General features: G+C 71.9%; 14 protein-coding genes. 4 read left to right on the top strand and 10 right to left on the bottom strand.

Going from position 1 to position 14322, the window contains the following annotated elements; all coding sequences use genetic code 11:
- The first annotated feature begins 29 nt into the window (after positions 1 to 29).
- Complete coding sequence (locus ABZS58_RS44465) at positions 30 to 431, top strand: TrmO family methyltransferase (RefSeq protein ID WP_354790205.1); 402 nt, start codon at positions 30 to 32, stop codon at positions 429 to 431.
- Positions 432 to 434: 3 nt separating this feature from the next.
- On the opposite strand, the gene ABZS58_RS44470 is transcribed toward ABZS58_RS44465, so the two are convergent.
- From ABZS58_RS44470 to ABZS58_RS44500, 7 genes are all read right to left on the bottom strand, one after another.
- Positions 435 to 1328: a CPBP family intramembrane glutamic endopeptidase gene (locus tag ABZS58_RS44470; protein ID WP_354790207.1), complete on the bottom strand. Its 894-nt coding sequence runs from the start codon at positions 1326 to 1328 to the stop codon at positions 435 to 437.
- Positions 1325 to 1864, bottom strand: a complete 540-nt coding sequence (locus ABZS58_RS44475) for a PadR family transcriptional regulator (RefSeq protein WP_354790208.1) — start codon at positions 1862 to 1864, stop codon at positions 1325 to 1327. The genes ABZS58_RS44470 and ABZS58_RS44475 overlap by 4 nt, the downstream gene beginning before the upstream one ends.
- A gap of 103 nt (positions 1865 to 1967) precedes the next feature.
- On the bottom strand, positions 1968 to 3287 hold the full coding sequence (locus ABZS58_RS44480; RefSeq protein WP_354790209.1) for a class I SAM-dependent methyltransferase: 1320 nt from the start codon (positions 3285 to 3287) through the stop codon (positions 1968 to 1970).
- Entirely contained in the window at positions 3284 to 4654 is a 1371-nt protein-coding gene (locus ABZS58_RS44485; protein WP_354790236.1) for an FAD-binding oxidoreductase, read from the bottom strand. The genes ABZS58_RS44480 and ABZS58_RS44485 overlap by 4 nt, the downstream gene beginning before the upstream one ends.
- Before the next feature lie 223 nt (positions 4655 to 4877).
- Positions 4878 to 6713 (bottom strand): N,N-dimethylformamidase beta subunit family domain-containing protein, encoded by a 1836-nt coding sequence (locus tag ABZS58_RS44490; RefSeq protein ID WP_354790210.1) that lies wholly within the window; start codon positions 6711 to 6713, stop codon positions 4878 to 4880.
- 1 nt (position 6714) lies between these two features.
- Positions 6715 to 8091 (bottom strand): condensation domain-containing protein, encoded by a 1377-nt coding sequence (locus tag ABZS58_RS44495; protein WP_354790212.1) that lies wholly within the window; start codon positions 8089 to 8091, stop codon positions 6715 to 6717.
- 53 nt (positions 8092 to 8144) lie between these two features.
- A complete protein-coding gene (locus ABZS58_RS44500) occupies positions 8145 to 8321 on the bottom strand; it encodes a hypothetical protein (protein ID WP_354790238.1) in 177 nt (58 codons plus the stop codon).
- 113 nt (positions 8322 to 8434) lie between these two features.
- On the opposite strand from ABZS58_RS44500, the gene ABZS58_RS44505 reads away from it, so the two are divergent.
- From ABZS58_RS44505 to ABZS58_RS44515, 3 genes are all read left to right on the top strand, one after another.
- Positions 8435 to 9055, top strand: coding sequence for a class I SAM-dependent methyltransferase (locus tag ABZS58_RS44505; RefSeq protein ID WP_354790213.1), 621 nt, complete (start codon positions 8435 to 8437; stop codon positions 9053 to 9055).
- Positions 9056 to 9110: 55 nt separating this feature from the next.
- On the top strand, positions 9111 to 10199 hold the full coding sequence (locus ABZS58_RS44510; protein ID WP_354790214.1) for a hypothetical protein: 1089 nt from the start codon (positions 9111 to 9113) through the stop codon (positions 10197 to 10199).
- 88 nt (positions 10200 to 10287) lie between these two features.
- Positions 10288 to 10845 carry an NAD(P)H-binding protein gene (locus tag ABZS58_RS44515; protein WP_354790215.1) on the top strand — a complete coding sequence of 186 codons (558 nt, stop codon included), beginning with the start codon at positions 10288 to 10290 and terminating at the stop codon, positions 10843 to 10845.
- Between the two features lie 342 nt (positions 10846 to 11187).
- Here ABZS58_RS44515 and ABZS58_RS44520 read toward each other — a convergent pair whose 3' ends face one another.
- The 3 genes from ABZS58_RS44520 to ABZS58_RS44530 all read right to left on the bottom strand — a co-directional run bounded on the left by ABZS58_RS44520 (position 11188) and on the right by ABZS58_RS44530 (position 14312).
- Entirely contained in the window at positions 11188 to 12957 is a 1770-nt protein-coding gene (locus ABZS58_RS44520; protein WP_354790217.1) for an ABC transporter substrate-binding protein, read from the bottom strand.
- 336 nt (positions 12958 to 13293) lie between these two features.
- Positions 13294 to 13704, bottom strand: coding sequence for an RpiB/LacA/LacB family sugar-phosphate isomerase (locus ABZS58_RS44525; RefSeq protein WP_354790218.1), 411 nt, complete (start codon positions 13702 to 13704; stop codon positions 13294 to 13296).
- Positions 13705 to 13721: 17 nt separating this feature from the next.
- The gene (locus ABZS58_RS44530; protein ID WP_354790220.1) at positions 13722 to 14312 is read right to left on the bottom strand and encodes a hypothetical protein; all 591 of its coding nucleotides are present in this window, start codon (positions 14310 to 14312) and stop codon (positions 13722 to 13724) included.
- Between the last annotated feature and the right edge of the window lie 10 nt (positions 14313 to 14322).

Below are 14322 nucleotides of genomic sequence, written 5' to 3' on the forward strand. Positions count from 1 at the left end.
CTCGCCGTGAGCCTGCACGGACGACCTCCGTGACCGATTTCGTCGTTCGACCGGCCGGCCGGGTCGAATCGCCCCTGTTGGACCGTGCGCAGGCCCCCGAGCAGGGCGACGAGGGCGCTCCTGACGCCTGGCCGCGCTTCACGGCGGCCGTCGGGCGGCCCTGCGCGACCTCGCCGCCCGGCACCGACGTGTTCCTGCTCACCTGGCTCGACCGCGCCGACCACGCCGACCACCCCCGCGGCGACACCGGCCGCCCGGCGACCGGCGTCTTCAGCACCCGCTCCCCCGACCGCCCCAACCCGGTCGGCCCGCACCGCGTCACGATCCTCGCCGTCGACGGCACCCGCGTGCGCGTCCGCGGCCCGGAAGCCCTCGACGGCACCCCGATCGTCGACGTCAAGCCGGTGCTCGGCCGGGTGGAGGAGCGCTGACCCTCACCCTGCGGTCGCGACCGCCGGTGCCTGGATCACGTCGCCGGGACGGCGCCGCGGACGGAGGGAGACGAACAGCAGCCCGAGGCCGCCGAAGAGCAGGGTCATGACGACCGAGCTGGCGACCGGGGAGAACCACGCGTCGGCGTGGCCGGTGAACCGCAGGTGCCCGTCGACGAGCAGCGGGGTCGCGATCGCGTTGGTCATGCTGTGCAGGACGACACCGGGCCAGATCGAGCCGGTCCGCACCCGCAGCTCGCCGTAGACCAGGGCCGCCGCGGTCAGGCCGGCGAACATCAGCGCCAGGAACCCTGGCCAGGACAGCGACGTCACCAGCCGCATGTCCGCGTCCGACGTCCACACCAGATACAGCGGCAGGTGCCAGGCGGCCCACACGACGCCGACCAGCAGGTGCGGCGTGGCCTTCCCGGGCAGGTCGAGCGCCATCGCCGTGCGGGTGCCGTACCCGCGGAAGATGAACTCCTCGACGGGATTCTTGACCACCTGGACGGCGAGGACCGCCAGGAACGCGGCGAGGAACGGCTCACCGCCCGTCAGCGACAGCGTCACCCCGCCGGCGGCGAGCCCGGCGCCGATCGTGATCGCGGTGAGCACCGGATACAGGACCGCCGCCGCGCCGAACCAGCGGGCCCGGTGCGGGAAGCGCAGCGTCAGCCCGAGCGGGCCCGCGCCGTCGCGGGAGACGAAATACAACACGAGCGCCGCCACCACCGGCCCGAGGATGAACAGCAGCATGCCGGGTGTGCCGCCGCTGTCACTGAACGCGGCATCGTTGACGAGCGGGGTGCCACTGGCGACGTCGGCGGCCACACCGAGCCACCCGGCGCCGACGACGGCGATGCTGAAGAGGACGAAGTTGCGCCGGGCGCGGGTCATGGCTCTCCCTGAAGCGTGTCGAGGCATTCGTCCGCCCAGGCGGCCGCCGCCCGGGCGTGGTGGATCCCCGCGAGGATGGTCATGCGGATGTACGGCCAGTCGGGCGTGTCACCCTCCGCGACGGCGAGGTGCGCCAGGAGCTGCTCGTATTCGGCGCGCTGCGCCTCGGCGGCATTCTTGGCGCCCCGCAGCAGCTCCCGGCACCGCTCCCGGCCGAGGACCCGGCCGAAGAAGAGCCGCAGCAGCAGCCCGTTTCGCGGCGGGTTCTCCTGGACGGGCTCGTTGAGCAGCTCGATCAGCCGGGCCGTCCCGGACGGGGTGATGACGAACACCGACGACCGCGCCCTGGCACCCTCCTGCCGCCGCACATGGCCCTCATCCTCGAGGGCCTGCAGCGTCGGGTAGATCTGCCCGAAGCTCTCGCTCCAGAAGTGTCCGAGCACGTCCCGGATCGCCTCCCGCAGCGCATATGCCGTCATCGGCTCGACGGTGAGCGCACCGAGGACCGCCACCTGCGTCTGACTGGATCTGCTCATGCACCCATCCCCATGTATCTGCCAGATATTTCTAACAGATACATGGCATCGAAAACAAGCGGCACGCCTCCCGCGGGAGGCGTGCCGCCGGCGTTGCCTGTGGTTACGCGGTCCAGTCCGGTCGCAGCGGGAACGAGGAGTCGCCCAGGCGGGTCGTCTTCGTGGCGAGGATCTGGTGCAGCTGGATCTGGTTGCGCTCGAAGGCGAAGCGGGAGCCCGCCATGTACAGGCCCCAGACCCTGGCGGTGCCGACGCCCACCTCGTCGACGCAGGCGTCCCAGTGCTCCACCAGGTTCCGGTTCCACCCGGCGAGCGTGTGGCTGTAGTGCATCCGCAGGTTTTCCTCGTGCTGCACCTCGAACGCCATGTCGTGGACCGCGCTGACGAGCTTGCCGGGGCTGGCGAGCTCGCCGTCGGGGAAGACGTAACGGTCGATGAAGGCGCCGGTGCGGTGCGAGGTGCGGTTGTCCGCACGGGTGATGCAGTGGTTGAGCAGGCGGCCGCCGGGCTTGAGCCGGTCGCGCAGGGTCTTGAAGTACCGGGGGTAGTTGCGCAGCCCGACGTGCTCGGTGAGGCCGATGGAGCTGATCGCGTCGAAGTGCTCCAGGGGCGCGTCGCGGTAGTCCAGGTGGCGGACCTCGGCGAGGTGGCCCAGGCCCTCGCGCTCGATCGCCGCCTGCGCCCACGCGGCCTGCTCGCGGGACAGGGTGACGCCCAGGGCCTTGACGCCGTACTCGCGGGCCGCGTGCCGGACCATGCCGCCCCAGCCGCAGCCGACGTCGAGCAGCCGCATGCCGGGCTTCAGGGCGAGCTTGCCGGCGACCAGGTCGTACTTGTTGGACTGGGCCTGCTCGAGGGTGTCGCTCGGCGAGCGGTACACCGCGCAGGTGTAGGTCATCGAGGGGCCGAGGACCTTCTCGTAGAAGGCGTTGGAGACGTCGTAGTGGTGGTGGATGGCCTCGGCGTCGCGGCCCCGGCCGTGGCGCAGGCCGTTGATCGTGCGCTTCCAGTTGGGCAGGTGCTCCTGCGGCGGGGGCGGGGGCGGGCGCAGCCGCTCCCAGCCGAGGCCGCGCACCAGCCGCAGCGCGTCGGCGGGTGACGGCATCCGCAGCCGCAGCCCGCCGTCGAGCGCCTTGAGCGCCTCGTACGGGTCGCCGGGGTGCACGCCGCGCAGCTCCAGGTCACCCGTCACGTAGGCGCGCGCCATGCCGAGGTCACCGGGGGCGGTGAGCAGGTAGGACAGCCCGCGTTCGGAGGCGACGTGCAGGGTGGTCGCCGCCGTGCCGGGCCCGACGGAGCTGTCGTCGTACGCGGTGATGCGCACGGCGGGCTCGCCGTCGGTGACTGCGCGGACGATGTCCGCGACGGTGGGCATCGGCGGACGCTGCCGCGGCGCCGAGAAACGCTTGTTGGTGATGGTCATCGTCGCCCCACTACCTTGTCGTAGAGGTCGGTCAGTCTGTGGCCGGGGTCGTAGCGGTCCTTCGCGGCGCGGTACGCCTCGGCTCCGTAGAGCCGGTCGAAGGTCTCGCGGTCGTAGTACGCGTCGGAGTACAGCGACTTGTGGCCGCCGAGCTCCGACACCTTCTCCTCGATGGCCCGGTTGACGTCGCCGTCGGTGGTGCCGGGCACGATCGGGACGGTGCCCCAGAAGCCGACGTTCACGTAGGGCTCGCCCGCGTGCATCGGATAGAGGGGCCAGGCCGTGCCGGAGCGCAGGCGCAGCGGGCACAGCCAGATCGGGGCCATCGGCACGTTGGACGTGAACCATTCCAGGAACTCGCCGGTGTGCGCGAGGGGAAGCTCGACGTCCTGGACGACCCGCTCGCGGTCCGGGTTGCCCCGCAGCCGGTCGATCCTGGCGGCGACGCCGAACCGGTTCTCCAGCCGCACGATGCGGTGGTAGACGTCGCTGCGGCGCAGCCGGGCCGGCCACAGCCGCCGGACGAGCGGCTGCTGCGCACCGAAGGCGGCCGAGCACCAGAACCAGTCGGTGTCCCACCGCCACAGGTAGTCGTAGGCGGTGAGGCGGTCCGTCGCCTTGGAGCGCAGCGACTGGTAGTAGATCGACTGGCCGGTGTAGTCACCGGCCGGTCCGGTGCCGCCGGCGAACTCGCCGAGCACCAGGTAGGACTCCTCGGGCCGGAAGACGACGCCGTCCATGACGTCGACGTCCGTGCCGTCCCAGCGGCCGGTCCGCATCACCTCCGCGACGGCCTCGAGGAGGTCCTCGACGCCGTCGAAGCGGATGTTGCGGAGGGTGACCTGCGGGGTGATGGGCTGCAGCTCGATGCGCAGCCGGGTGGCGTACCCCAGACTGCCCAGCGAGTTGGGGAACGCCGCGAACAACGCCGCGTGCTCGTTGTCGGGGCGGGCGGTGACGATCTCACCGGCGCCGGTGAGGACGTCGAGCTCGATCACCGACTCGTGCGGCAGGCCGTGCCGCCAGGAGGTGGCCTCGATGCCCAGGCCGGTGACGGCGCCGCCGAGCGTGATGGTGCGCAGCTGCGGCACGACCAGCGGCATCAGTCCGTGCGGCAGGGTGGCGTCGACGAGGTCCTCGTAGGTGCACATGCCCTGCACGTCCGCGGTGCGGGCGAGCGGGTCGATCTCGATGACGCCGTCGAGACCGCTGACGTCGAGTCCGGCGGGCCCTGCCGCCGATCTCGGGCGGAACAGGTTGGATGTCTTCTTGGCCAGGCGGACCGGGCTGCCGTCCGGCACCGCGGCGTACGAAGCGCGCAGCGTGGCCACGGCCCGCTCGTGCTCCGGCCGCCCCTTCGGGTTGATCCGTCTCACTCGATCACCTCCTTTCCTGTGAAGGTCCCCGTGACCTTGCACATTCCAGGTGTTCAAGAGTTGAAACTTGCACATTAGGCAAGATCATCCAACGACAGGAGATAAACCTCACTGCACGCGTGGGTAACTTGACTCAGCGGATTTTCCTGGGAGGCGGCGCTTCCAGCGGCACCTGATGACTTCACCCTCCAGGATCGGGCAGGTCGCGGCCAACTTATTTCTCCCGCCACGCCAGGGGCAGACCGGCCGCGGCACCGACGAGGTGACCGCCGACGCCGCCGGCGAGCAGCGTGTAGGGCTGCGGGCCGGTCAGCGGCGTCCAACCCAGCGGCGCGCGGACCGGCGGCCGGGTGACGATCCGCCCGTCGCCGTCGACGCCGAAGAGCAGCCCGCTGGCGCCCGTCACGGCGCGCACCCCGCCGGCCGGCCCGATCGCGGTCCAGGTGGTGTCACCGGCGGCGAGTGCGGCGAGCGTGAGGCACCACAGGCAGCCGTCGCCGTCGACCGCGAAGAGGGTGCCGTCTCCGGCGGCGATGGCGTCGGTACGAGCGGGGGCGGCGCCGACCTCGACCCAACCGGCGGCGTCGACGATCGGCTCCCGGTAGACGAGCCGCCCGGCCCGGGTGACGCCGTAGAGGCCGACCGCGAGCCCCGACACCGCCTCGCGCGGCGCGGTGAGGCAGACGGGCGGGTCACCGGCGGCGCTGCCGGGGATGCGGCGCCAGGCGAGGTTCTGCCCCGACAACTCACGGTGCACGAGGTCGCCGCCGGTGGTGAGGCCGAAGAGCCGGTGCTCGGCGGCGGCGAGCGCGATCATGTCCGGTGCGGGCCCGATCACCTCCCAGCCGCCGGCGTCGGTCGAGGACAGCCGGTCGAGGACGTTGCGGGTGATGCGGTCGACGGCCGCCTGGCCCAGGGCGCTGCCCCAGTTGACGGTCGCCGCGTTGAAGACGGTCCCGGCGCCGAGCCGGAACACCCCCATGGTCGCGTGGCCGCCCTGCCCGAAGTGCCGCCAGTGCCGCAGGTCCGCGGTCGCCAGGATCACGAACGACGCCGGGGTGCCGTCCCGGCCGGTGATCCTCGGAACGCCGTCGACCTCCTCGAAGAGGGCGGCGTCGGTCTCGTACCCGACGGCGCCGAGCGCGAACCGGTCGCCGTCGGCGAGGCCGGTGCCGGCGAACACCCAGTGCCCGGCGAACCTGACCGTGTACTCGGCCTCCTTCATGACGTCCATGAAGTCGCCCCAGGCGCCTGCGCCGTGCCGGTAGCTGACGCCTGTCATCGTGTTCTCCGGCCGGTGCACCGGCGCGCTGGACCACTCCACGGTGACGCGGGCCGGGTCGGTCGCGGCGAGGGGGTCGCGGACCGCGTCGCGGTAGCAGGTCATGCTCCGCCCGCCGTCGTCGAAGCGGGCCTGCCAGAAGGCGGTGTTCCCGGCGAAGTAGGCGACGTTGCCGCCGGCGAGCGTGAACGCCTCGACGGCGTCGCGCATCTCCTTCGACCAGTACTCGTCGTGGCCGTTGACGACGAACAGCCGGTAGCCGCGCAGCAGCGCGCCGCCGAGCCGGTGCAGGTCGAGGTTGGAGCAGTAGTCCACGGCGTACCCGGCGGGCCGTAGCCAGCGCAGCAGCCCGTCCTCCCAGCGTTCCGGCGGCGGGCCACCACCGGGCCGGTCGAAGGTGACGGTCGTGGCGCGGGTCGCCTCCTCGGCGAAGTACAGCCCCTCCCCCGGCTCGCCCGAGCGGTTGTACGCCTGCCACGTCGCGAACGGCACCGACACCAGGATCCGCCGCCGCTGGGCGGCCGGGCGGACCACGAACCACACCTCCTCGGTGCCCTCGGTGCCGCTGAACACGGCCCGGCACAGCGTGCTGCGCCAGCCGTCCGGCACCGTCAGCGTCCACAGCGGACCCATCGCGGTCGCGGTCAGCAGCAGCTCGTCGTCGGTGGCGTCGTGCACGTCGACGCGCACCGGGCCGGTGGCGTCCAGGAGGGTGAAGCGCAGGGTCCCGCCGGGCGGGCACGAGGTGGCGTCCGCGTAGGCGCGCACGTCACGCCGCGACCGCGGCCTCTGCAGCGGCCCGCAGCAGCAGCCTCTCGATGCCGCGGAGGTGCTCCTCGACGGCGGCGGCGGGCAGCACCGCCGTGTCGGCGAACAACGTCAGGTCGAGGCTGCCGGGGACGGCGTTGACGTGCAGGAAGTAACGGGCGCCGTAGTGCTCGATCCGCTCCCAGCGCAGGGTCGTCGCGGGGCGCAGCGCCTCGATCGCCGCCGGCGTCACCGTTTCGCCCGCGGCGACCGGGGTCTGCGAGTCGAACCGGCGGTCGTTGAACGACACCGACAGGTCCACCTCGCCGCCGCGCGCCGCACCGACCTCGGCGAGGAGGTCGTCCAGCGCCGCCGGGTCGTACTGGGCATGCAGGTACGCCTGCAGCGACGCCCGCATCGTCCGGCCGATGACCCGCAGGAGGTCGTCGTGTGCTTCAGGAGGGCCGACCTCGATGACGCACAGGCCGTCCTGCGACGCCGGTCCGACCGCGCCGGCGAGCCCGGGGCGGAAGCGGTTGCTGACGATCACCTGCGCGACCGTCTCGCGGGCGCCGGTCTGCCGGGCGAGCTGCACGGCCGCGGCGGCGAGGATGACGGCCGACGTGCTGACCCGCTCCCGTCCGGCGAGCAGCGTGACGGCGAGGTCGCCGGCGGGCGAGCCGAGCGTGGCGGCCCAGAACGGCGGCTCGCCCGCCGGGCGGGGCGTCCCGGCCGGAAAGCGTCGCAGCGGCACGGTTTCCAGGTGCCTGGCCCAGTAGCGCAGGGCCTTCTCGCTCTGCCGGCGGCCCGCGGCGGACCGCTGGTGCAGGGCCTGGTCGTACGGCTGCCGGTCCGCGGGCTCCGCGAGGGGTTCGCCGCGCAGGCCCAGCACGACGTCGCGGACCAGCGCGGTGAGCCCGCCGCGGTCGGTGACGAGGTGGCAGATGCCGAACACGGCGTGGGTGACGACGTCGCCGACCCGCACCGCACCGGCCCGGAACGGCCAGTCGTCCGGGTAGTCGTACGCGGGGGCGGTCAGCCGCTCCTGCAGCGCCCTCGCCTCGGCGGCCGCGGTGTCCGCGGTGGCGTCGACGACGTGGACCTCGATCGTGCCGGCGGCCGCGACATCCTGCACCGGCGTGCCGTCCCCGGCCGCCCGGACCCTGGTGCGCAGCGACTCGTGCCGCTCGACGACCGTGCGGACGGTGGCGGTGATCCGCGACAGCGGCGTGCCGGTGGAGATGCCCTCGCCCTCGAGGTCGGTCACCCAGCTCATGTTGAGCGCCGCGTCGTCGGGGACCATCCGCTGGATGGCCCGCCAGATCGCGACCTGCCCCCAGCTGAGGCCGCAGACCCCGCCCCGGCTGCCGCTGAACTCGACCAGCGCCCGCTCCGTCATCGTTGGAATTCAAGCTTCACAATTCAACGACTGTCAATATATAGCCATCCCGACTATGGGGCGCGCAGTCCGTCGAAGACGAGGCGGAGCGTCCGGTCGCGCAGCCCGTCGTCCCACTGGTGGCGCTCCGCGCCCAGGCACGCCGAGCTGAGCAGGGCGAGCACCTCGGGCATCGCGAGGTCGGCGCGGATCCCGCCGGCCGCCTGCGCGCGTCCCAGCAGCGCCTCGATGGCCGCAGCGTCGCGGGCACCCCGCTCGTCTGGGTCTTCCGCACGGACGCCGGCCGGTTGGCCTCACTGCGGACGTTTCGCGCGATCCGGTCCGGATCGAGTTCAATGGACCGGTGAGCAGAGACTGGGTCGAATGGCACCAGGGCTACGACCCGCCGGGGTCACCGCTGGCGGGCCGGCTCGAGGTCGTCAGGCAGAACCTGCGCCGGGCCCTGGGCACGTCCCCCAGCGAGCCCGACGGGACGCGGCGGATCGTCAGCATCTGCGCCGGCGACGGCCGCGACGTGCTGCCCGTCGTCGCCGAGCACGACCGGCGGGTCCGTGTGCTGCTCGTGGAGCTCGACCAGACGCTCGCCCGCCGGGCCCGGGAGACCGCCGACGACCTCGACCTGCCCGCCGTCGAGGTCCGGACCGCCGACGCGGGCGACGCCGCCACCTATCTCGGCCTGCCGCCGGCGCACATCCTGCTGGCGTGCGGCGTCTTCGGCAACATCGGTCCCGGCGACGCACGGCGGACCGTCGCGGCGCTGCCCGCCCTGATCGTCGCCGGTGGCATCGTCATCTGGACCCGCGCCGGCGACGCGAGCCTGGAGGTGCGGGCGCTGTTCGCCGAGCACGGGTTCAACGAGCTGTCGTTCACCGTCCCCCCCGACGCCCGCTTCCGGGTCGGTATGCACCGCCTCGCCGGTCCGGTCCGCCCCGGCCCTCTCACCGGCCGCTTGTTCCGGTTCTAGGGTTCATCTCGTCCGGGTGGGCCTGCGTGCCGCCGCCGCGCGCGACGGTGGGCGCATGACGGTGAAGGATCTGGCCACCCTCACGCCGAGCGGCTACCCGGCGGTGTCCCTGCTGATGCCGACCCACCGCACGCCACCCGAGAACCAGCAGGACCCGATCCGGCTGCGGAACCTCCTCACGGAGACCCGCCGACGTCTCGAGGCAGACGAGTCGGTCCCCGCCGACGTCGCCGCGGCCGTGTACGACGAGATGGCCGAGGCCGCCGCGCACGTCGACCTGCGGCAGGTCGGCGAGGGACTGGCCCTGTTCGCCTCGCCCGGCCAGGTGCACGTCCGCCTCCTCGAGACCCCCGTCGCCGAACGGGTCGTCGTCGCCGACACCTACGAGATCCGCGACGTCGTCGCCGACGCGGCCCGGCGCCACCGGTACTGGGCCCTGGTCCTGTCCGAGCAGCCGACCCGGCTGTGGAGCGGCGACGGCGACCACCTCGTCGAGGTGACGACGCACGGTTTCCCGTTCACGCACGAAGGCCCCGGCGGCGCGGTCGGCCTCCCCCGTGACTACGGCCAGAACCCCAGCGCCCACCGCGACGAACGGCACCGCCAGTTCTTCCGCGACATCGTCACCGCCCTCACCCGGGTCGACGCCCTCGACACGCGACCCGTGTTCGTCCTCGGTGTCGAGCGGTACCTCGCCTTCTTCGCCGAGGAGTGGAGCGGCCAGGTCGCCGGCACCGTGCCCGGCAACTACGACCGTTCCGGCCCGCACGACCTGCACAAGGTGCTCGCCTCCCACCTCGCCGCGCACCACGCCTTCGAGCAGATCGCCGCTCTGGAGCACCTCGACGTGGCGCGAGGGGCGCGCCGTTTCGCCGCGGGTCTGCCCGAGGTGTGGCAGCTCGCCCGGCAGGGCCGCGGCGCGCACCTCCTCGTCGAGGAGAGCTTCCACACCCCCGCCTGGATCCACGACGACCACCTGCACCCTGCCGAGCAGCAGCCGACCCGCGGCCCCGCCGGCACCCTCGTCGACGACGCCGTCGACGACGTGGTCGAGCTCGTCGCCCGGCAGAGCGGCGAGGTCACCTTCGTCGGCGACGGCAGCCTCGCCACCGACGGCCGGATCGCGCTGATCCTGCGGTACTGAGCGGCATTTCCGCGGGCCGCACGGGCGGTCTCCGCACGGGCGGACGAAAGGGTCTTCGCGCGTGACACAGAGTCTTCCGCGCGGGTGGGTGACAGGGTCAGAGGCGGAGCTGGGCGACGAAGGCGGTGGCGGACTCCAGGTCGGCGCGGCGATCGGTGAAGTGGCCGATGAACGCGAGCTGGAAGCAGGCGCCCAGGAGCAGGCCGGCGATCGCCTCCAGGTCGGCGTCCGCGGCGACCCGGCCGAGGCGCTGTTCGGCGCGCAGGTAGTCGGCGAGCCCGTCGTTGGCGCGGTGCGGGCGACCGGCGTCCGCCGCATCGTCTCGGTCGACGCCGCCGGCCGCGTCTCGGACCCCGGCGACGGCCTCCTCATGCGCACGGTCGCGAAACCCCTCGTGCGACGGATCCTCAGGGCCAACTTCGACGACCTCGCCGAGGCGGAGCGGGTCCTGCGCGCCAGCGACCTCGACTGGACCCTGATCAGCCCGCCCCGCCTCACCGACAACGGTCACCGTCCATACCGGACGGTCCTCGACCACGGCATCCGCGCCGGCCGCACCCTCTCCCGCGCCGACGTGGCCGACGCCATGCTGAACTCCGTCACCACCCCGGCCCACATCCACCACCGCGTCAGCGTCGCCTACTGACCCGGCCCGGTGGATCGCTGTGGTCATGGCGGCAGCCGGCCACCGGGTGGTCGGCGGCGGCCGGGAGTGCCGGGGCGCGGACAGCACCGCGGCCCGGGTCCGGCGCGCACCGGATCCGGGCCGGACACCCGCGACCGCCAAAGAAGGCAAGACGGCCGCGGAGGTCACCGCATACCCGGGAAGTCCCTCGTCGACCCGGGCACGGAGGTCATGCCTCCCGGATCCGGCGGGCACCGGATCCGGGCCGGACGCCCACGGCCGCCCCAAGGAGGCAAGGCAAGCCGCAGGTGACACCACATGCCCGGGAAGTCCCTCGTCAAACCCGGGCATGCGCGCTTGCGATCAGCTGACCCCGAGGCTGCCGAAGTCGAGCATGCCGTAGTACTGGCTGATGTAGACGTTGGTGAGGCGGGGGTTGCGGTAGTTGAGGGCCTTGTCGTAGGTGAAGGGGACCAGGACCGCTTCGTCCATGACGACCTTGTTGATCTGGCTCCAGATCTCGGCGGCCTTCTTCTGGTCCGGCTCGGCCCTGGCCTGGTCGATGAGCTTGTTGACCTCGGCGTTGTCGAGCTCGGAGTAGTTGTTGTTGCCGCTGGGCAGGATCTGCCGGCCGTCGACGAGCACGGCCAGGAAGCCCGACGCCGTCGGGAAGTCGGCGCCCCAGCCGGCCATCATCAGGCCGTAACCCTTGGAGTGCGTGTTCGACGGCGCGCCGATGGTGGAGCGGAAGTACAGCGAGGCGTCGGTCGGGTCGAGGCGGGCGTTGATGCCGACGTTCTTCAGCGCGGCCTGCAGCGCCTCGGCGGTCTTCGGCTCCTTGCCGGCGTTGCGGGTCGCGAGGACCGTGTCGAAGCCGTTGGGCTTGCCGCACGCGGCGAGCTCTTCCTTGGCCTTGTCGACCTGGGGCTTGCCCGACTTCGTGTTGAACGGGTCGAGGTTCGGGTCGTGGCCGGCGATGTTCGGCGGCAGCATGTTGGTGGCGATGTCGCCGCCGGCCTCGGGGCCGCCGCGGGCGGTCTGCATGGCGATCTTGTCGGTGGCGTACTGCACGGCCTTGCGGCAGTGGATGTTGTCGAAGGGGGCGACCTTCGTGTTGATGGCGAAGTAGCGGATGAAGCCGGTGGTCGGGGCGTCCGCGTACTTCTTCACGTCGGGGTTGAGCAGGATCTTCGGCTGCGAGCCCTGCTGGACGCCGGTCTGCGCGAGGTCGAGGTCGACGTCACCGGCGATGAGCTGGTTGTCGATCTCCTCGTTGGCGATCCCGAAGGTGACCTCGATGCGGTCCGGGAGCGCCTTGCGGACCGGGTCGGTCTTCTGGTCCCACTGGTCGTTGCGGACGAGCACGGCCTTCTTGCCCTGGTCGTACGACTCGAACTTGTACGGGCCGGAGGACACCGGGTGGTTCGCGTACTGCTCGCCGTTGTCCTTCGCCTTCGGCACGGGGCCGGCGCCCGGCATCGCGAGCAGGTACTGGAAGTCGCTCAGCGGCTCCTTGAGCGTGAACACGATGGTCTTGTCGTCGGGGGTCTGCACCGACTTGAGGCCCAGCTTGTCGGGGTCGGTGTCCTCGTACACGCCGGGGTACTTCTGGCCCTGGTCGAGCACGTCGACGAGGTAGCTCGGGCCGCCGGACAGCACCTTGGAGGCGAAGACGCGCTCCACGCCGTACTTGACGTCCTTCGACGTGATCGGGGTGCCGTCCTCGAACTTCAGCCCGTCGCGCAGGGTGAACGTGTACTTCTTGCCGCCGTCCTCGACCTTCGGCAGGTCCGTGGCCAGGTCGGGGGTGAGGACGAGGCCGTCCGCGCCGGGCTTGGCCTGGTTGGTCAGCAGGGTCCGGACGTAGTACCCCTTCATGAAGTTCCAGATGTTCGCGTAGTACGCCCGCACCGGGTCGTACGAGTCGGGGTTGTCGTGGTTGGTGAGCTTGAGCGTGCCGCCCTTCTTCTCCGACGGGTTGACCACCCCGGTGAGGGCGGCGTTGAAGCCCGAGGCACCTTTCTGACCTGCGTCCTTGCTGGTATTGTCGCTGGACGGACCGCCTCCGCAGGCGGACAGCACGAGCGACGCGGTGACCGCTCCGGCCACCAGCGCACCTGTTCTGATATTCACGTGTGTTGGACCTTCCCGGATGCCACGACTGTGCGGTCGTGGAGGGTGTTTCGGCACACGGGCAGCACGCATCGCCAGGCGTCCACGATGGACCGTCCACTATGGACGGGCGCGGGCATGCACCGCGCCCACCGTGTGGGTCGTCGTGTCGTCTGTGCCGGGGCTACGAAGCTGCTCGCGTAACGGCGATGTGCGTCGCCGTTCATTGAGCAAAGACCTCGGGCTCCGCGAGGCGGTTGCTGAGGTTCAGGTCACGCTTTGGTCAAGCGGCGTCATACGCCGCCGCGGCGACGTCGAAAGCGCCGCCACGACGGCGTCGTGCGACGCCGGTGTCGCTCATTCGAGGAGCGCGATGTTCGCGGACTCCTCCGGGTCGGGGTCCTCGACGGCGAGAAACGCGGCGAGGACCTCGACCGCGACGTCGGGCGCGAGGCGCTTGAGGCTCATCGCCAGGACGTTGGCGTCGTTCCAGAGCCGGGCGCCGCGGGCGATCCACGGGTCCCAGGCGAGGGCGGCGCGCACGCCTGGCACCTTGTTGGCGGCGATCGCCGTGCCGGTGCCGGTCCAGCACATGACGACGCCGAGGTCGGCGCGGCCCTCGGCGACGGCGCGGCCGACGGCGGTGCCGAGGTCCGGCCAGGGCGCGCCGGGCACGGCGACGTCCAGCACCTCGTGCTGCTCGGTGAGGTGCCGGACGACGGCCGCGGTGGTCTCGTTGGAGTCGTCAGCGGCGAACGCGATACGCACGCCGCAAATCTACTGGGTCAGTCGCCCAGGTCGCCGCCCGACGACGTCTCCTCCAGCGACGACATCATCGACCTGGCCATGGTGAGGAAGTCGGCGCGGACCTTGTCCGGGGTGAGGGTGGTGCCGGCCGGCGCGGTGATGTTCAGGCTGATGTAGAGGTTGCCGTGGTACAGGTCGAGCTCGTACAGCAGGGCCTTGTCCGCGGTGGTGTACATGGCGAACGCCTTGGTGCCGATGCCGGACACGTCCGCGACGGTCGCGCCCGCCGCGACGCTGGCGTCGGCGGCCTTCTTGATCGAGTCGTAGTGGACGCGCACGTCCGACTCCGACGAGGTCACGTCGATCATGACGGTCAGGGTGCCGGCCGTCTCGAACGTGACGACGCAGCCCGGATACGTGCGGCCGAACGCGTTGGTGCTCTTGGGTTGCTGGTCCTTGACGGCGCCGAACGGGGCGATGCCCTGGGCGCCGGTCACGGTGGCGCAGGCGTCGGACGGCTTGGCGTAGGTGGTGGTGTCGGCAAAGTAGTACAGGGCCACGCCGCCGCCGCAACAGAGCAGCAGCAGCGCGCCCGCGATGATTCCGAGGATGAGGAAGACTTTCTTCACGCGGTGATGC

This window comes from Dactylosporangium sp. NPDC005555 (genome assembly GCF_040605635.1).
GTDB lineage: Bacteria > Actinomycetota > Actinomycetes > Mycobacteriales > Micromonosporaceae > Dactylosporangium.